Source organism: Martinezella calliandrae (assembly GCF_030272695.1).
Lineage (GTDB): Bacteria > Pseudomonadota > Alphaproteobacteria > Rhizobiales > Rhizobiaceae > Rhizobium > Rhizobium calliandrae.
This window is the reverse complement of the sequence record NZ_JARFYN010000064.1, coordinates 1-16,194: the sequence shown is the minus strand read 5'-3', so window position 1 is coordinate 16,194 and position 16,194 is coordinate 1. Positions and strand designations below refer to the sequence as shown.

Genomic DNA, 16,194 nt, shown 5'->3' with positions numbered 1-16,194 from the left:
CATCAATCATCCCAATAATTTGTCTTCGGCGGCGGATCGCCTTCGGGGTCGAAAAGTTCGTCATTCTCAGGAAACAGATTGTTTTCTTTTAAGGTCTGATCGAGCGCCGCAATGTTGTTATATGCCTCGATTGTGGCGAGCCGCCGACAAGCCCATTCAATCATGCGCTGATATTCAGGTGAGCCGCCAGATTCAATTGAGCTCGCGGCAGCAATGGTCACTCTAAGGTCTGCCGCTTCGCGCTGATAGTCCGCGAGCTGCTTCAGGAATTCCAGGCGCTTGCCTTCGCGCTCAATGCGACGTTGATGCAGTTTTCGGCGGGCAGCTAGATGTTCCCGGCGACGCTGACTCTCCTCCAGTCCTTCTCTTTTGGCCTTCTCATATGCGAGATGGTACTGGATGCCAGACACAATCCCATCAATCATACCCTCGAGAGTTTGCTGCTTCCCATCCGCCCATTTTTTTCGGGCACCTTGCGCCCAATTGTCTACTTCAAATGTTAGGGTGCCCAAATAATGAAAATCGTATTCTGGCCAAAATTTCTCCGGCGGAAGCCATTGACCACGTCGATTTGCTGCTTCCCGCCGTTTCTCATATCGGCGCTTGCTCTCCAATTCTTCGTCAGTTGGGGCGTGCTTTTCGCGTCGCAGGCCTTCAGCAATCCTGAAATCTATCCAGTCTTTGCCGATGGAAGCCCTCAACGCATTTTCTTCCTGCGATAGGGTTGTACCGGACTGCCCCACCTGTAAGGCGATGCTATCTAAAATCGATACGACGCGTTCAATGTTCGATTTGTGAATGCGAATACCTGGGAGACGCACCTCGCCATCGGCATTCGTTTTCGAGGTCCTAAGCTCCTTACAAAGGCCCCGTATTGTCAGATGAGGTTCATTTATAACTTCAAATTCCGGTGCGATGGGTTCGGACGGATTTCGCGCAGTCTCGGGAGTCGCAGCTCGAACTCTCGACTTGGGTGGATCGATTTGCGGGGATGCGGTTTGCCACTCCGACGCCTGCTTTATTGCCGCCTCGATTATCGACGCTACAAAGGGTGTGGGCGGTGGAGACACGCTTCCGACAGCAACTTTATGAAGATCAGTGTTTTCTACAGCGCGAAGTGGCGTTTTCTTCACGCTTTGGCCTGCTTCAAGCTTTGCCCAATAGCCCCGGGGCGGTACTGGTATCAGGTGTCGTGCGCAGGTTTTTGCGAGGCCGCGATCCGACACTCCAAACCTCTCCGCCAACTTTCGCATTGGTATTGACCACACGAGTTCGTGCAGCTCTTCACGGCTATAGGATCGCTTAATCTCGTCCATTGGCTCCCCGGAAATAATCGTGTCGACGATTGCCGTCGGCACGAATGCCGAAAGCAGTTCGAATCCTCTTTCGTGGTGGTGGGCGGGGAACCCAGGAGCGGATTGGTGGGCCGCAGGTGGCAACCTAGAGCGGATCAAGACGATGACAAGCCGAAACGGCACCGATGACTCTCTCCCCCCGTTACTTCCTACTTTTGAATCGGGAATGTCGAGTTTCGAATCGCGGCGGACGGCGGCACTAACGCCCATCGCTTCTTGATGCGCATCGCCTCGCCCTCGCCTGCAGAACGCGACTGTACTAGCGGTCTGCGCGTAATCGCGGCACATCACCCTCGGCGAGCGACGGCCTCTTCGATGGCTTGTTTTACGACCATCATACTCTTCTTGCTGCCTTTGAGTGCTACGTAGTCCCTGCTATTGGAAGTGACAATGAGCTCCGCTCGCAGAAATTGACGAATGAATATTATGCCAAATAAAATAACGAGTAATACAGGCAGAGAACTTTTCGCGCTTATACACGCAATAACGCTGAAAATCAGTAAAACAAGGACTGCCCCTACGTTAGAATTCCGGACTGAGACGCTGCCAATGCTATTTGTCGGATAGCTTTGATTTCCTATTTTCACCAACGTCTTCGTTATCATCACGTCATTATTTTTGTATATTGGCACTGAGTCCGATATTTGTGGCTCAGATTGCACAGCGACAGCTTGGGTTGCTAAATTGGCGCGCACCGATGCGCGATATTGTTCTTCCGCCTCAATACGGCGCTTTTCCTCGTCAGTAAGCATCGCCCCTCCGTTGTCTTGCCTTTCTATTGTTCTAGGATTGGTTGATCGCACTCAAAAGTGAACGCAAGAGGAACGATTAAGAATTTTCTTTCTTGGTGGGATTCCGCGCGGTGAAACTGACCGCCATACGGATTACTCGCCGCGTCGACAGGCGATCGCACCCGGAGGGCTCTGCGGTCGCTGGTGTTATTCCTGCCGGTCCCGCAGCCGGACACCTGGGCCGCTGCCGTTCTGGTCGATGAATATGACGCCGGCCCCCTCCAGCGCGGCGCGGACCGCAGCAACGTTATTTGGCATGCCGGCAGCCGCTCCGATGCTAGCTTCCATTCGGCGAAGAGTGGGTGCTGATACATTTGCGAGTTCTGCTAGCTCCACCTGGCCGAGACCGGCAAGGACGCGCCCGGCAGCTATTTGTCGGCCAGTAATTTGAGTAAATTCGCTCATCGTGATTAAAATCGCTTGACGCGCCTTCTGTTGATGGTATTAGTTATCACCGTGATCGATTTTAATCAACGAGGAGCGCCAAGTTTGACAATTCATCAGCACATCAGCGCCGCCGACAGAACCCTGTTGCCGCGCGGCCTCATTCAGAGACAGACGGCAAACGTCGCTTCGTATGAATTCAAATTCGAAATCGGCGAGCGCCTGATGCTGCTTGCCACCAATGAGCTCTGCGTCATCATCGGCCGCAAGCAGACGGTTGATTGCCAAGACGAATATATCGTCGAGTTGGCGCATGTCGACGCGGCGCCGTTGTGGGTGCTGGAACATCAGATCGCGCGCGTTGCCCTACGTCGCCGCCGGCGTGTATATCACGCGAGATGGAAATTCGAGATTGGCAGCCGAGTCATGATGGGTGACACTTCCGCCATAGTTATTAGCCGACAATGCAGCGCTTTTGGTCGACAGATCTACAAAATTGCGGTCACCGCTAAAGCAGAGGGTAGGCCGTTCCGGTACGTCTTAGCCAGTGGCCTTGAGCCAATCGCGGGCTGACAATGACACGCCATATACAAAATCGCATAAAGCTCCGCGAGCGCCAGAACGGCCGCTGCTGCTACTGCGATGTGGAAATGGTCATCAGTAATAAGCCGCTAAAGTTTCAGCCTGCAAATGAGGAGACGCTTGAACATCTCGAGCGTCGAGCAGAAGGCGGCCGGAACAACCGAGACAACATTGCGCTTGCGTGCAGGCGCTGTAACGCTGAACGCGGCGCCATGGACTGGTTGACCTACAAGACGTGGCGCAGGGGAGAGTTTTATGAGTTTCTAGGCGGTCTATTTTGACCGCCGCGACGTGAGGCTAACCGCCCGCGTCAGCCCGCTGCTGCAACCGCATGCCGGCAGCGGGATCTATACCAATGGCCGGCGCGATCACCACCTGCACCCACACAAGCAGCGCGCCGGCCGATATTCTTTCGCCATCACAGCACTCAGTCGGTCGGCCTCACCAGCCGCCTTTTTTTCGTCATCGATCTCTGAAGCGAGGCGAGATTCACGAGTGTGCGAGAGCAGCGAGCTATCACAAGGAATCGTCGGCAGAACCAATGGGAACAGCCATGCCCAAGCACATCGCGCCCCTACGACGATCGTGACCTGGACTGCCAGCAAGCCGTCGAGAGCACCTTCAACTACGTTTTACACCCCGCCGAGCAGTATGGCTGGACTCGCATCGAAGCCGCGGCAGCCCTACAGGAGCTCGCCTATGCACGCCTCGCTACAAAGGAAGAGAACCGGCTCATCAACCTTGCCGCGGCGATCGCAAGTCACTCCCGGCACTAGGCAGCTATTTGCAAGGGAGGACGTCGACCATGGCATACAGCAGAACAAGGCTGTAAAAGGCGGCCTGCATCGTGCCGGCTTGAGGGTTCCTCTCCGTGTAATTGGCGAGAAAGCTCACATATTGGTCGGGTGTAATAGCCATATGATCCGGCTGACAATAGAGTTTCGGCTGACCGCGGCGCTCAAGCTCAGAATTGGCTGCTTCCAACCCTCTCCCTGCGGCAGCCACAACATCTCTGAACCGATCATTCGCCTGCGCATATCTTACGAAAGCCTTGACCGTTGCATCCTCCTGAGCACCGGCCGAACCAGCAAGACAGAGCAATCCAAGAATTCCCCACGCCACGAACCGCATATGCAAATCGCCCATCAATTGCGCCCGGCGATCTTCATACAACCGGGCTCGCCAACAGTCCATCCTCGCTCCGGCGCTTGATTTGGCGAAGATGACGGCGGCAAGTCGGAGCGGATACCTTCTTCAATCCGAAACTAGATCGCCGACGTGCCCGATCGTCACCTGGCTGAACTTGGACACGAATTGCAGGTCAGCGAACGCGCGGCTGCGCTGTCCGGTGTACTCGACCGCGCCGTGGCTTGTCGGAAGATGCCATTCGATCCGAGCGGCCGGCGACGGGCCGAAGATGGAAACTTCGATCGTGCCGCCATCGCCGCCGGAGAACAGGTCACGGTCTTTCGGAGTGGCTTCTATCAATGCCGACAGTGCGTCGCCGAATGTATGGCCGCGCCTCACGTCGCCGAAATCTAGCGGCTGCGACGATACCAGTTCGCGGTACTCGCGGACCGTCTTCACGCTGTCCTTCACGTTTCGACTGCCGGCAACCGCAATTAAGAGATTGGCAGCATCTTCGAAAGTGACCTTGGCAACGGCGAGGCCACGGCCTCCGGTCGTGCGCAATTCGGCAACTGACAGGTTCCGGTCGTGCTGGACGACGGTCCCTTCTGGAACGCCGGTGAGTTCTGCGACTTTCGCGACAAGCTGTTTCGGCGTGGCCATTGCGCCCTCAATTTTGATGCAGATCAGTCACTACCACAAATCTCAAATGCGCAAAACGGAAATGACAGTTGACGCCAAAGCTCTTTCACGTATTCTGCAAAACGCAATTGACCAAAGAGAAGGAGACGACATGACCGAAATATCAAATACTGAAATCGCCACCGCCACGGGTCCTTGCCATGGCGGTGACGGACTGTCCCCCAAACTGGAAATTGGACTACCCTCGACCCGACGCAGATCGATACGCCGCCCGTCTTCCGGCATGATGCACTGATGCTCCCGACACCGGCCAACGATAACATCCAGCCCGACGATCCTGTCAGGCTGGCCGAAATCATTCCCGTTGCCTTCCCTCATGGCGGCATGACCGTCAGTGGACTCCGTCGCGAGGCCGGCCGTGGACGATTGGTCATCATGCGGATTGCCGGGAAGGACTTCACCACACTTCGATCGATAGAGGAGATGAAACAAGCATGTCGCGTGCCCGCAAACCAGCCAGGCTATGGCTCCGCCCCGGGAGCAAAGACCGTGCTGCCGTCTGGATCATTCTCGACGACGGAAAGCAGTTCCGCACAGGCTGCGGTGCGGATGATTATAGCGGAGCTGAAAGGGCCCTCGCCGAACACCTCGCCCGCCAATTCATTGCAGCGCCGGCCAGGAAGGACCGAGCAGCATCAGAAGTGACGGTAGCAGAGGTTATCGCCCATTACCTTCTGTTGAAACGTGATACGGCGACTCGGCCAAAAGAGCTTGCCGCCCGTGCCGAGAACCTGCTTGCATATTGGGGAGATAAGACGCTCGACGACATCACCAGTGCGACATGCGCAGAGTACGTGAAAAAGCGAAAGACACAGAACGGCGCGCGGCGCGAGCTAGAGGATCTGCGTGCGGCATGTCGCCAGGCGATCGCAGATAACGTCACACGACAATCTGTCACCGTCACCTTGCCGCCGAAGGCGAAGGGGCGAGTAAAGCATTTAGACCGCTCGACAATGGCGAAGTTGATTTGGGCGGCATACCGCAAGCGAAGCAAATACCGCGGAGTGCCGAATAAGTGGCGTCCGACCATCCACATCGCGCGGTTCGCCCTCTCAGCTGTTTATACAGGCAGCCGATCAGCACGCGTCTGGCAAGCCTCCTTCGTCAAAGAGGAAGGTCGTCCATACATCGATCTGGAAGCCGGCGTCTTCTATCGCGCTTGGGACGGCGAGGTAGTTGCGGCTAATAAGCGAGCTCCTCCGATCAGGCTGCCAGGACGCCTACTCGCCCATATGCGCCGATGGCATCGTCTAGGTGCAAAATATGTCGTCGAGTACAATGGCAAGCCAGCGGACCCGAAACGCGCCTTCCGCAATCTTGTAGATGCGGTGCTTGGCGACGATGCCGAGGGCGTTGTGAGGCACACCTTGAGGCACACAGCGGCAACATGGCTTATGCAGGCGGCTACGGACAAGTGGGAAGCATCGGGCTATCTCGGCATGACGCTGGAGACGTTGGAAAAGACCTACGGCCACCATCACCCTGATCACCAAGCAAATGTTGGCGCAGCTTTCACAACGGGCCGCGCTGGTCGCTCGAAGAAATGATCAATCGTTGCCGTATTCGTTGCCGTAAAAAATCAGCATCAAGGCCCAAATACGAAAAAAGCCCGCGAAGCGGGCTTTTCGCTGGTCGGAGTGGAGTGATTCGAACACTCGACCCCCACGTCCCGAACGTGGTGCGCTACCAGACTGCGCTACACTCCGTGACCAGCGGCGCCTCTATAGACCAGCCATTTTTGAAGCACAAGCACCAAAATCGAAAAAACCGTTTGATTCTTGACGAAAAAATTACGGAGGCAAGTGCCCAGAAAATCGGCAAGAAAATGGGTGTCTGACCGACCGAAGTGCATAAGGCGCAACACACTTAGCAAAATCCCACTTGTACACGCGGATGGGAATTTTCTTTTGCCGGCTTTGGCGCTAAAGCCCTTAGCGGGACAGGCGGAAATGTCCGTGGGACAGCGGCTTTTCCGCAGCCGAATGCGAGACAGAAGCTCAAGGACGACACGATGAATATCCGCATGATCACCGCGGCAGGGCTGTTGCTGGCCCTTGCCGGCTGTACAACCACAACCGCAGCTCTTCCGACGATTGCGAGCAATCCGGTTCAGGACCGCTGGGAAGGCCAGTCGGCTGGCCGCTTCTTCGCCTCTTACGGCCCGCCGATCGCCGACCGCGATGAAGGCGGCAATCGCGTCTACACCTGGCGCGGCGGCTACAAGACGGTCACCGTCGCCAATAAGAAGGGCGAAAAGAAGGGCAAGCTCTATCTCAGCTGCAAGGCCGACATCGTCACCAACCAGAGCTATGTCATCCGCGCGATCCATATCCTCAACGACCAGCCTGGCATCAACGGCTCCTCCTATTGCGCCGAACTGCTGGCGCCGCCAGAAAAGGCGAGCTGAGCCGCCAGGATTATCGGGGACGGAACATCGCAGGCGGCTCGAAAGGGTCGCCTGGATCCAGGCGACGGAACGCTTGCGACCATGGCTTCATCAGCCGGCAATTAGAATGGCTCCGCCTCCTGAGCCCTTAACCGTCGGACGCTGACCATAGCGAAGAAGGAAAGAACTATGCTCCTTTGCAATATGCTTGACCGAAAACTCCTCATGTGAGGTCGCAAGACCGTCGCGTCCCTCGGAAGCGATAGACTGGCGGGTTGAGATCCAATTCTATCCTCACCGCCATTGAAATTTGCGCGTGCTACTGCAGCATAGGCTTCGGGTCCAGATCCAGAGCGAAAGGCTCCATCGGATCAAGAAGTGGGCTAGCGTTCAATCCGGTCGCCACAACAGAGAGACGGAACCGCCCGTCAAGATCGCGGTCAAAGATCGCACCGACGACGATTTCCGCGTCCCCTTGAACTTCGTCGCGAATGCGGCTTGCCGCTTCGTCTACTTCGAAAAGAGTCATATCCGAACCACCGGAGATCGAGACTAAAACACCCTTGGCGCCTCTCATTGAAACGTCGTTTAGCAATGGGTTCGCGATTGCAGCCTCGGCCGCTCTCATGGCGCGGTCGCCCCCGGTGGCTTCGCCCGTGCCCATCATAGCTCGGCCCATGCCGCGCATGACCGATTTCACGTCAGCGAAATCGAGGTTGATCAGCCCTTCCTTGACGATGAGATCGGTGATGCATCCGACACCGGAATAAAGCACGCGATCAGCTGTTATAAATGCATCCGCGAACGTGGTCTTTGCATCGGCTATATGAAACAGATTTTGATTGGGAATTACAATAACTGTGTCGGCCGCCTGCTGCAGCGCCTCAATGCCGAATTCCGCTGTCTTCATGCGGCGATTGCCCTCGAATGAAAATGGTTTCGTGACCACGCCGACAGTCAAGATTCCCGCGGAACGAGCAGCTTGAGCAATCACCGGTGCGGCACCCGTCCCTGTTCCGCCGCCCATTCCAGCGGTGACGAAGCACATGTGCGAACCACGCAGATGATCGATGATCTCATCGATCGACTCCTCGGCAGCCGCGCGGCCAACTTCGGGCAGGGAACCCGCACCGAGACCTTCGGTTACATTGGCTCCGAGTTGGATGCGGCGTGATGCCTTTGATGTCGCGAGGACCTGAGCGTCCGTGTTTGCTGCGATGAAGTCTACACCCGCCAAATTTTCAGCAATCATGTTGTTGATCGCATTTCCGCCGCCACCGCCTACACCAATTACAGTAATGTGTGGCCTTGGGCCTGCGATGCTGCTCTTGGCGTCCGTCATGTTTCACGTCCCTCATTCATCTTGGTCGTACGTCAATCGCTTCGAACAGCGATTCGCATTTCATCGTAGAGGCGCAACAAGGCGTTGACGGGGCAAAGGAGTTTGCGCGGCCGAATGCGGCATGGAAGCTTGGCTCCTGCTACAGCGTCGAACTGTTGGGGCCGCCTGAAAAGGCAAGCTGAGCCTAGCAGATTATCGGGGGCGCACTGTCGCAGGCGGATCGAGTGGGTCGCCCGCTTTTGTTTTGGTGGTGCGCTCGGCTATTTGCGGGGACTGTGAGTTCAATTGATTTCGGAAATAACGATGGCTGGGGCGCCTGGATTCGAACCAGGGGATGGCGGTACCAAAAACCGCTGCCTTACCGCTTGGCTACGCCCCACCGTGCGAAATGGCGACCATTCGCGCCAAATCGGGGTCTGATTAGCAAAGGTCGCATCCAGTCACAATCATTAAGTTATGCGTGAGCGCATATTTCTGTGCGCTTTCGGCTGCCCTGTGATAGGGGTTGTTGTCCAAAAATCCCACTCAGGAGATCCGATGAGCCAGTATCGCGCCCGCCTTCCGGCTGTCCTGTCGGTGCTTGTCGACGACGCCGTGGTGCGCATCACGCGCTGGGATTTCGAGCCGGGCGCCGATACGTGGCATCATGTCCATGGCCTCGGCTATGTCGTGGTGCCGATGACGGATTGCCAGTTCCTGATCGGGGAAGGGTCTGAAAGCCGGCGCATCGACCTCGTCAAGGGCGCGGCCTACCGGCGTGACGCCGGAATCGAGGATAATGCGGTCAATGCCGGCGCCGAACCGATGTCTTTTATCGAAATTGAATACAAGTGATGAGCACACCAGAATTCGATCTTATCTTCGAGCCTGCCTATGGCCGTGTTGTCCCCATTGCCCCTGGCGTCGAGCGGATGACGGTCAATAATCCCAGTGCATTCACCTTCCACGGCACCAACAGCTATATCGTCGGCGGCATGTCCGTGGCGGTGATCGATCCCGGCCCGGAGAATGATGGGCATTTCGCGGCTCTGATGGAAGCGCTGAAGGGGCGCAAAGTGACGCATATCTTCGTCAGCCATACCCACCGCGACCACTCGCCTCTCGCCAAGCGGCTAAAGGAGGCGACGGGCGCCCTGACGGTCGGCGAAGGGCCGCACCGCGCGGCACGGCCGCTGCACGAGGGCGAGGTCAATCTCTTCGCAGAAAGCTCGGACACTGGCTTCCTGCCAGATGTTGCGCTTGCCGACGGCGAAAGCATCTCGGGAGCCGATTGGGAATTGACCGCGCTTCTGACACCCGGCCATACGGCCAACCACGCCTGCTTTGCGCTCGAGGGTACCGGCATCGTCTTTTCCGCCGATCATGTCATGGCCTGGGCAACGACGATCGTCGCCCCGCCCGACGGTTCCATGGCCGACTATATGGCTTCGCTCGACCGGCTGCTTGCACGCGACGACCGCCTCTTCTTTCCCGGCCATGGCGGGCCGGTGAAAGAGCCCGCCTCCTTCATGCGCGGGCTCAGAGCGCACCGGCGCATGCGTGAACGCGCCGTGCTGGAGCGCATCAAGGCCGGCGACCGACTGATATCAGACATGGTAAAAACCATCTACCGCGACACCGACCCGCGCCTGCATGGCGCTGCCGCATTGTCGGTGCTGGCGCATCTGGAGGATCTGGTGGAAAAAGGCCAAGTGGAAACAGACGGGCCACCGGCGCTGTTCGGGGCCTACAGGCCTCGCTAGAGCGGTTCGGCTTTTCACGGAATCTTAGAACTGCTTCTGTAACGGGCCTCCATGGGTCAATCCCTTATGAGCTTAATCGGTGCTTGCTTCTGACCGCAGCCGACGCTGGGCCGCTGCTTTATGGGGTCTGCTGAGGACCGGCTGCCAATCTAGAGACGCGCAGTCACCTTCGTTGCTCCCACTGCTGCGGCTTAGCCCATCCATCGAGATGCGGCCATCCGAAACCCCACGCACGCACTTGAATATTCCAATGATACGTCGATGCCGGCATACTATCTGATGGTCGTCGTCTCTCCGTGATGCTATGGAGCAGGCTACACCTGACTCCGCGACACCATCATGGTGCCCGTTACACCATAAATCTTTTTGGTTTTGGCAATTCCGGACGAAAAGCCGCCGTGCACATTTCCTGGAATTACCCGGAGCTATTTCAGCTTCCGGCGATACCCAGGAGTTCGGCGTCCAGTGCCTTCAAATAGCTTTCGGCTATGTTCGCGCTGATACCGAGATCGTCCTGACCGTAGCGGGAAGCGACGCGGACGTCGACAAGTGTCGTCTCCTCTTCCTCACGCAGGCGGATCAGCACATCGAAGTGGAGGCCGAGTATGCGGGTGCGGGTCTCGCCCTGCAGGACGACGTCGGAATTATGGCGAATGAGGTCAGCGACGTCGTCGCGAAAAGGGCGAGGCGTGGGCACCGGGACGACATCGGGCATGTCGGTCACGGCTGTATCGTCCGGAGCCGGGCTCGGATGCTGCCGCGGCGCACGACGCTTCGGCTTCTCATCGTCGTTCGGATCAATAACAGCTGCGCCTTCGGCCTTGACGATGGTGACGTGGCTGTCCTTGGCGACCTTACGCACGGCCTCCAGCACGCGGTCGATAGCACCCTCATAGCGACGGCCGGTTAGGGCCGGATAGGCGGCAGATTGCGCCTCACGGTCCTGCGTTGTTACAAAATGCCTTGCCGGCAGCCAAATCTGCTTGGCCTCCGGCGGTGCCAGCCATTCCGGCGCGTCAGCCAGATCCGTGGAGACATCATAAATGGGGGGCCGTGTCCAATAGCGCTCAACGGCGACACCGACGATTACCAGCGGCAAGGCAGCATAGATCAGCGCCTTGGCGGCCGAAACACCACCGATGGCGGCAACCCGCCAGAGCTGGGTGAGGCCAACGATTGCCAGCGTTACCGCCAGCGCGGCAAAGCCGGCGGAAATCAGCATCAGTAGGACGAAATAGGGCGTTTCCAGCGGCCCGAATCTATGGCCGACCAGAACGACCCCGCACAGCACCAGCGCAAACGACGCAATCAAGCGCGCGGCGCGTGCTGCATGCGAAATGGGACGGTCGAAGCGAATGGTCATCAAAAGCTCGTCGGCGCGTCGGATCGGAAGGCGGATGCTACCCAAGCCCGAGGGTGTCGACCCAATGTTTAGAGCAAGAGATAGCGAAAATAAACCAGATGTCGGCACAGACGATTAAGGCCGCGCCTGCACGTAGAGTCCGGGCTAGCGACGCAAAAACGTGAGTACTTGCTTAAATTCTAAAAAAGGATCATGCTTTTTAGTGGTTTAGCGAGGCTATGAAAGGACTTGAGGAGATGGAAACGATGCAACCGCCAGACATCGCCGCCAATCCGTTGCCTGCAGCGGCCGGCACGGTTGCAGATTCCGCCGACCCTACCTTGCCGCTCGAACTTTTAGAACTGGAATTATCGCTCGAAGGTTTTTCCGGTGGCGAAGCGGCCTTTTGCGAAGCAGTACGTGACGCCGCCCGGGCCGCGCATGGCGAGTTCCTGTTCGATCTCCCGGCCACTGGATTGATATCGGATTGCCGCCGGATTGCCGTTGTACGAATCCCCGAGGATGGACAGGTCATGCGCGTCATCTTCGCGGTACTCGATGAAGACAATGCGGAAATCCGCCTACTGCAGCCGGATGAGGAAACGGAACCCCTGCTCCGCTTCGCCGACGCCTTCGTCGATCTGCTACAACGCTTGCCGGCAAGGTTGCGCGACGACGCTTGAGCGGCGTTCGCAATTCCGGACAACGGCTGCGCATTTTTACTCCAATTGCTCTAAGCCCCAGCACGCCGTTCAACGGTTCGTGATGAACTGGCGGCAATACGCCTTTCGCACCTCACCGAGGGGGATTATAATTTCCGCGTGTATATTTGTGCCTAGGATATCAAGTCATGCGTATTTTTCCCGCACTCTCTCTCATTGTCATCGCCATGGTGCTATCCGCCTGTCAGACTGCGGAAGAGATTCGCGCGGCGGATGAAGCGAGATGCAGCGGCTACGGCTTCCGGCGCGGTACCGAGAATTTCGCCAACTGCCTGATGAATCAGGATCTGAGCCGGCGGGCGGATCAGCGCGCCTTCATGGAAAGTAACGATGATTTCTTCTGGGGACCGCCCTATGTGGTCGGACCGGGGTATCATCGCTATTATCACCGCTGGCACTGAACATTTCGCCTCTTCAGGCGACGCCCTTCCCCGCGACGAAAGTCATGCCTTGCCTCTGATGGCCGCCTGCGCCGCCGCAAGCCTTGCAATTGGCACGCGAAAAGGCGAGCAGGAGACGTAGTCCAGCCCAATCTCCTCGCAAAAATGGATCGAAGCCGGATCGCCGCCATGTTCGCCGCAGATGCCGAGCTTCATGTCGTTGCGCGTGCGGCGGCCGCGTTCGGCGGCAATGCGAATCAGCTCTCCCACGCCATCGAAATCGAGCGAGATGAAGGGATCATGCTCTATGATCCCCTTTCGCTGATAGGTTGGGATGAAGGCGGCGGCATCGTCGCGCGACATGCCGAAGGTGGTTTGCGTGAGGTCGTTGGTGCCGAAGGAGAAGAACTCGGCCGCTTCGGCGATGATGTGCGCGCGAAGGGCCGCGCGCGGCAGCTCGATCATCGTGCCGACGAGATAGTCGATCTTCATCTTGGCTTCCGTCATGACGGCGCGGGCCACCTCGTCGATACGTGCCTTGACGTAATCGAGCTCCGCGCGCAGGCCGACCAGCGGTACCATAATCTCCGGCACGACCGCTGCACCCGTCTCCTTTGCGGCAGAGACCGCCGCTTCGAAAATGGCGCGGGCCTGCATCTCGACGATTTCGGGATAGGAGATTGCCAGACGGCAGCCGCGATGGCCAAGCATGGGATTGAACTCATGGAGCGCGTCGACGCGTTGGCGCAATATGGCCGTCTCCATGCCCATGATGCCGGCGACCTCGGCGATCTCCTCATCCGTTTTCGGCAAGAATTCGTGCAGCGGCGGGTCCAGCAGGCGGATGGTCACCGGCAGGCCGTGCATGATGGTGAACATACCGGTGAAATCGAGCCGCTGCATCGGCAAGAGCTTGGCGAGAGCTGCTCGGCGCCCCTCCTCGCCCTCCGCGAGGATCATTTCGCGCATAACATGGATGCGGTCTCCCTCGAAGAACATATGCTCGGTACGGCAAAGGCCGATGCCTTCGGCTCCGAAAGAGCGAGCCGCCCGGGCGTCCGCTGGCGTATCCGCGTTCGTGCGCACCGTCATGCGGCGCGAGCGATCGGCCCAGGCCATGATGCGGCCGAAATCACCGGACAGTTCCGGCTGGATCATCGGCACTTCACCCTTCAACACCTGACCGGTGGAACCGTCGATGGTGATGACATCACCCTTTTTCAGGGTGACGCCAATACCAATCAGCTTTTCGTTGCGCATATCGATGCGCATCGTGCCGGCGCCGACGACGCAGGGAATGCCCATGCCGCGAGCGACCACCGCCGCGTGGCTGGTCATGCCGCCGCGGGTGGTGAGAATTCCCTCGGCAGCATGCATACCGTGAATATCCTCCGGGCTCGTCTCGATGCGCACGAGAATGACCTTGCGGCCCTCCTCCTCGGCAATGATCGCCTCCTCGGCGGTGAAAGCCACCTCCCCAGTGGCCGCGCCCGGCGAGGCAGGCAAGCCGGAGCCGATGACGTCTCGGCGCACGCGCGGATCGATCGTCGGATGGAGAAGCTGGTCGAGCGTCGCCGGCTCGATGCGCGAGACGGCTTCATCCTCCGTAATCAGCCCCTCCTCGACCATGTCGACCGCGACCTTCATTGCCGCTTTGGTGGTGCGCTTGCCGGCACGGGTCTGTAGCATCCAGAGCTTGCCGCGCTCGATGGTGAATTCCAGATCCTGCATGTCGCGGTAATGCGCTTCAAGCTCGGCGCAGATGCGGCGGAATTCGGCAAAGGCTTCCGGCATCACCTTTTCCATCGACGGCCGGTCGTAGCCGGAGGCGATGCGGGCCGCCTCGGTGATGCTTTGCGGCGTGCGGATACCGGCGACGACGTCTTCTCCTTGGGCATTGACGAGGAATTCGCCATAGAGCTCTTTGTCGCCGGTCGAAGGATTGCGGGTGAACGCAACCCCCGTGGCGGACGAATTGCCGAGATTGCCGAAGACCATGGCCTGGATATTGACCGCCGTGCCCCAGGTTTCGGGAATATTGTGCAGATGGCGATAGGTGACGGCCCGTGGATTCATCCAGCTCGAAAACACCGCGCCGACAGCACCCCAGAGCTGCACTTCCGGCTCCTGCGGGAAGGCATCGCCCAGCTCTTCTTTGATGACGTCCTTGTAAAGCGAGACGACATGCTGCCACTCGACAGCGGAAAGATCGGTATCGAACTCATGTCCGAGACGGGCCTTCTCATCCTCGAGAATTTCCTCGAAAACTTCGTTGTCGAGACCCATGACCACATCGGCATACATCTGGATGAAACGGCGATAGCTGTCCCATGCGAAACGTGCATCGCCGGCATCGTGACCGAGCGCCTGCACGGTATCGTCGTTGAGGCCGAGATTGAGGACCGTATCCATCATGCCGGGCATGGAGGCCCGACCGCCGGAGCGCACGGAGACTAGCAGCGGGCGAACGGTATCGCCGAACTTGCGCCCTGCAATCTCCTCCATCTGCTTCAGCCCTTGCATCACCTGGAGTTTCAGGTCTTCCGGAACGTTGCGGCCGTTCTTGTAATAGAAGGCGCAAGCGTCGCAGACGATCGTCAAGCCTGGCGGAACCGGCAGACCGAGACTGCACATTTCGGCAAGATTAGCACCCTTCCCCCCGAGCCGCTCATAATCCTTGGCGCGACCCTCGGCCTTTCCATTGCCGAATGTATAAACCCACTTCGTCATTTTCCCCCGTCCAACTCCCACGGTTGAACTTAATTCATTGAGGTGGAAATGAAAATCGACAAATGCGGCGAAATGTTGCGTTGCACAATAAATATCGAACGACAGCGTCAAAAAACCGTGTTGTAGCCATGGGTGCTGTGCAGGGCGCCCGTATGAAAATTCCAGCCCACCCGGGTTGTCAAAAGCGAGATCATTGAGGCTCTTGGGCTTTCCGTTACGGACGCGGCCAAGGCGCTGGCGTTAGACGCCCGGCCTTGTCTGGGCTTCTCAACGAACGAGCCCAACCGTCGCCAGAAATGGCTCTCAGAATCGAGAAGGCATTTGGCGTGTCTATGGATACGCCGATGCGGCGCAGAATAGCTACGACATTGCTCGAGCTCGCAAACGGGAAGGAGAAATGAGGGTGGTACCGTTCAAAAGCGAAATTCGGTAGATCCTATGAGGGGGGTGGATAGCAATCAGAGCCGTGGCAAGGTGAGGTTGCTTAACCCACAAACACCCTACCTTGGAGGCAAGCATGCCCGTTGCAGCTCACCGATCCGAAGCGCGGACCACTATCCGGACTGATCTTGGCGCAATCTTCGTCTCATTGGAACTCAGCCAATCGA

At 57.9% G+C, this 16,194-nt stretch carries 17 protein-coding genes, 2 tRNA genes and 1 pseudogene; 10 read left to right on the top strand and 10 right to left on the bottom strand.

Going from position 1 to position 16,194, the window contains the following annotated elements; genetic code table 11:
• Positions 1 to 2: 2 nt before the first annotated feature.
• The 3 genes from PY650_RS30920 to PY650_RS30910 form a co-directional block, all read right to left on the bottom strand.
• A complete protein-coding gene (locus PY650_RS30920) occupies positions 3 to 1,478 on the bottom strand; it encodes a hypothetical protein (protein ID WP_285883660.1) in 1,476 nt (491 codons plus the stop codon).
• A gap of 164 nt (positions 1,479 to 1,642) precedes the next feature.
• Complete coding sequence (locus tag PY650_RS30915) at positions 1,643 to 2,107, bottom strand: DUF6232 family protein (RefSeq protein ID WP_285883658.1); 465 nt, start codon at positions 2,105 to 2,107, stop codon at positions 1,643 to 1,645.
• A 186-nt stretch (positions 2,108 to 2,293) separates the two neighbouring features.
• Positions 2,294 to 2,551: a helix-turn-helix domain-containing protein gene (locus PY650_RS30910; RefSeq protein WP_285883656.1), complete on the bottom strand. Its 258-nt coding sequence runs from the start codon at positions 2,549 to 2,551 to the stop codon at positions 2,294 to 2,296.
• Between the two features lie 15 nt (positions 2,552 to 2,566).
• Here PY650_RS30910 and PY650_RS30905 point away from each other — a divergent pair, with 15 nt between their 5' ends.
• Both PY650_RS30905 and PY650_RS30900 read left to right on the top strand, forming a co-directional pair.
• Positions 2,567 to 3,103 (top strand): hypothetical protein, encoded by a 537-nt coding sequence (locus PY650_RS30905; protein WP_285883654.1) that lies wholly within the window; start codon positions 2,567 to 2,569, stop codon positions 3,101 to 3,103.
• Positions 3,104 to 3,105: 2 nt separating this feature from the next.
• A complete protein-coding gene (locus PY650_RS30900) occupies positions 3,106 to 3,393 on the top strand; it encodes an HNH endonuclease (RefSeq protein WP_285883652.1) in 288 nt (95 codons plus the stop codon).
• Between the two features lie 499 nt (positions 3,394 to 3,892).
• Here PY650_RS30900 and PY650_RS30895 read toward each other — a convergent pair whose 3' ends face one another.
• The gene (locus PY650_RS30895) at positions 3,893 to 4,285 is read right to left on the bottom strand and encodes a hypothetical protein (protein WP_285883650.1); all 393 of its coding nucleotides are present in this window, start codon (positions 4,283 to 4,285) and stop codon (positions 3,893 to 3,895) included.
• A gap of 81 nt (positions 4,286 to 4,366) precedes the next feature.
• A complete protein-coding gene (locus PY650_RS30890; protein WP_285883647.1) occupies positions 4,367 to 4,903 on the bottom strand; it encodes a hypothetical protein in 537 nt (178 codons plus the stop codon).
• Positions 4,904 to 5,176: 273 nt separating this feature from the next.
• On the opposite strand from PY650_RS30890, the gene PY650_RS30885 reads away from it, so the two are divergent.
• Positions 5,177 to 5,587, top strand: a complete 411-nt coding sequence (locus PY650_RS30885; protein ID WP_285883645.1) for an excisionase — start codon at positions 5,177 to 5,179, stop codon at positions 5,585 to 5,587.
• Positions 5,584 to 6,489 (top strand): site-specific integrase, encoded by a 906-nt coding sequence (locus PY650_RS30880; protein WP_285883643.1) that lies wholly within the window; start codon positions 5,584 to 5,586, stop codon positions 6,487 to 6,489. The genes PY650_RS30885 and PY650_RS30880 overlap by 4 nt, the downstream gene beginning before the upstream one ends.
• A gap of 82 nt (positions 6,490 to 6,571) precedes the next feature.
• On the opposite strand, the gene PY650_RS30875 is transcribed toward PY650_RS30880, so the two are convergent.
• A tRNA-Pro gene (locus PY650_RS30875) sits at positions 6,572 to 6,648 on the bottom strand.
• 305 nt (positions 6,649 to 6,953) lie between these two features.
• Here PY650_RS30875 and PY650_RS30870 point away from each other — a divergent pair.
• Positions 6,954 to 7,349, top strand: coding sequence for a hypothetical protein (locus tag PY650_RS30870; RefSeq protein WP_285883641.1), 396 nt, complete (start codon positions 6,954 to 6,956; stop codon positions 7,347 to 7,349).
• A 298-nt stretch (positions 7,350 to 7,647) separates the two neighbouring features.
• Here PY650_RS30870 and ftsZ read toward each other — a convergent pair whose 3' ends face one another.
• Together ftsZ and PY650_RS30860 are read right to left on the bottom strand one after the other, a co-directional pair.
• The gene (gene ftsZ, locus PY650_RS30865; RefSeq protein ID WP_349644530.1) at positions 7,648 to 8,670 is read right to left on the bottom strand and encodes a cell division protein FtsZ; all 1,023 of its coding nucleotides are present in this window, start codon (positions 8,668 to 8,670) and stop codon (positions 7,648 to 7,650) included.
• A 304-nt stretch (positions 8,671 to 8,974) separates the two neighbouring features.
• A tRNA-Gln gene (locus PY650_RS30860) sits at positions 8,975 to 9,049 on the bottom strand.
• A 158-nt stretch (positions 9,050 to 9,207) separates the two neighbouring features.
• Between PY650_RS30860 and PY650_RS30855 the strand changes: the two genes are divergently transcribed.
• Positions 9,208 to 9,504, top strand: coding sequence for a cupin domain-containing protein (locus tag PY650_RS30855; protein WP_285883640.1), 297 nt, complete (start codon positions 9,208 to 9,210; stop codon positions 9,502 to 9,504).
• Complete coding sequence (locus PY650_RS30850; RefSeq protein WP_285883638.1) at positions 9,504 to 10,412, top strand: MBL fold metallo-hydrolase; 909 nt, start codon at positions 9,504 to 9,506, stop codon at positions 10,410 to 10,412. The genes PY650_RS30855 and PY650_RS30850 overlap by 1 nt, the downstream gene beginning before the upstream one ends.
• Before the next feature lie 430 nt (positions 10,413 to 10,842).
• On the opposite strand, the gene PY650_RS30845 is transcribed toward PY650_RS30850, so the two are convergent.
• Positions 10,843 to 11,775 (bottom strand): DUF1499 domain-containing protein, encoded by a 933-nt coding sequence (locus PY650_RS30845; protein ID WP_285883636.1) that lies wholly within the window; start codon positions 11,773 to 11,775, stop codon positions 10,843 to 10,845.
• A gap of 245 nt (positions 11,776 to 12,020) precedes the next feature.
• Here PY650_RS30845 and PY650_RS30840 point away from each other — a divergent pair, with 245 nt between their 5' ends.
• Positions 12,021 to 12,437, top strand: a complete 417-nt coding sequence (locus tag PY650_RS30840) for a hypothetical protein (protein ID WP_285883634.1) — start codon at positions 12,021 to 12,023, stop codon at positions 12,435 to 12,437.
• A gap of 167 nt (positions 12,438 to 12,604) precedes the next feature.
• Positions 12,605 to 12,877, top strand: coding sequence for a hypothetical protein (locus tag PY650_RS30835; protein ID WP_285883632.1), 273 nt, complete (start codon positions 12,605 to 12,607; stop codon positions 12,875 to 12,877).
• A 42-nt stretch (positions 12,878 to 12,919) separates the two neighbouring features.
• On the opposite strand, the gene ppdK is transcribed toward PY650_RS30835, so the two are convergent.
• The gene (ppdK, locus tag PY650_RS30830; protein WP_285883630.1) at positions 12,920 to 15,586 is read right to left on the bottom strand and encodes a pyruvate, phosphate dikinase; all 2,667 of its coding nucleotides are present in this window, start codon (positions 15,584 to 15,586) and stop codon (positions 12,920 to 12,922) included.
• Between the two features lie 128 nt (positions 15,587 to 15,714).
• Between ppdK and PY650_RS30825 the strand changes: the two are divergent.
• Positions 15,715 to 16,019, top strand: a pseudogene (locus PY650_RS30825) (HigA family addiction module antitoxin).
• Positions 16,020 to 16,194 lie beyond the last annotated feature (175 nt).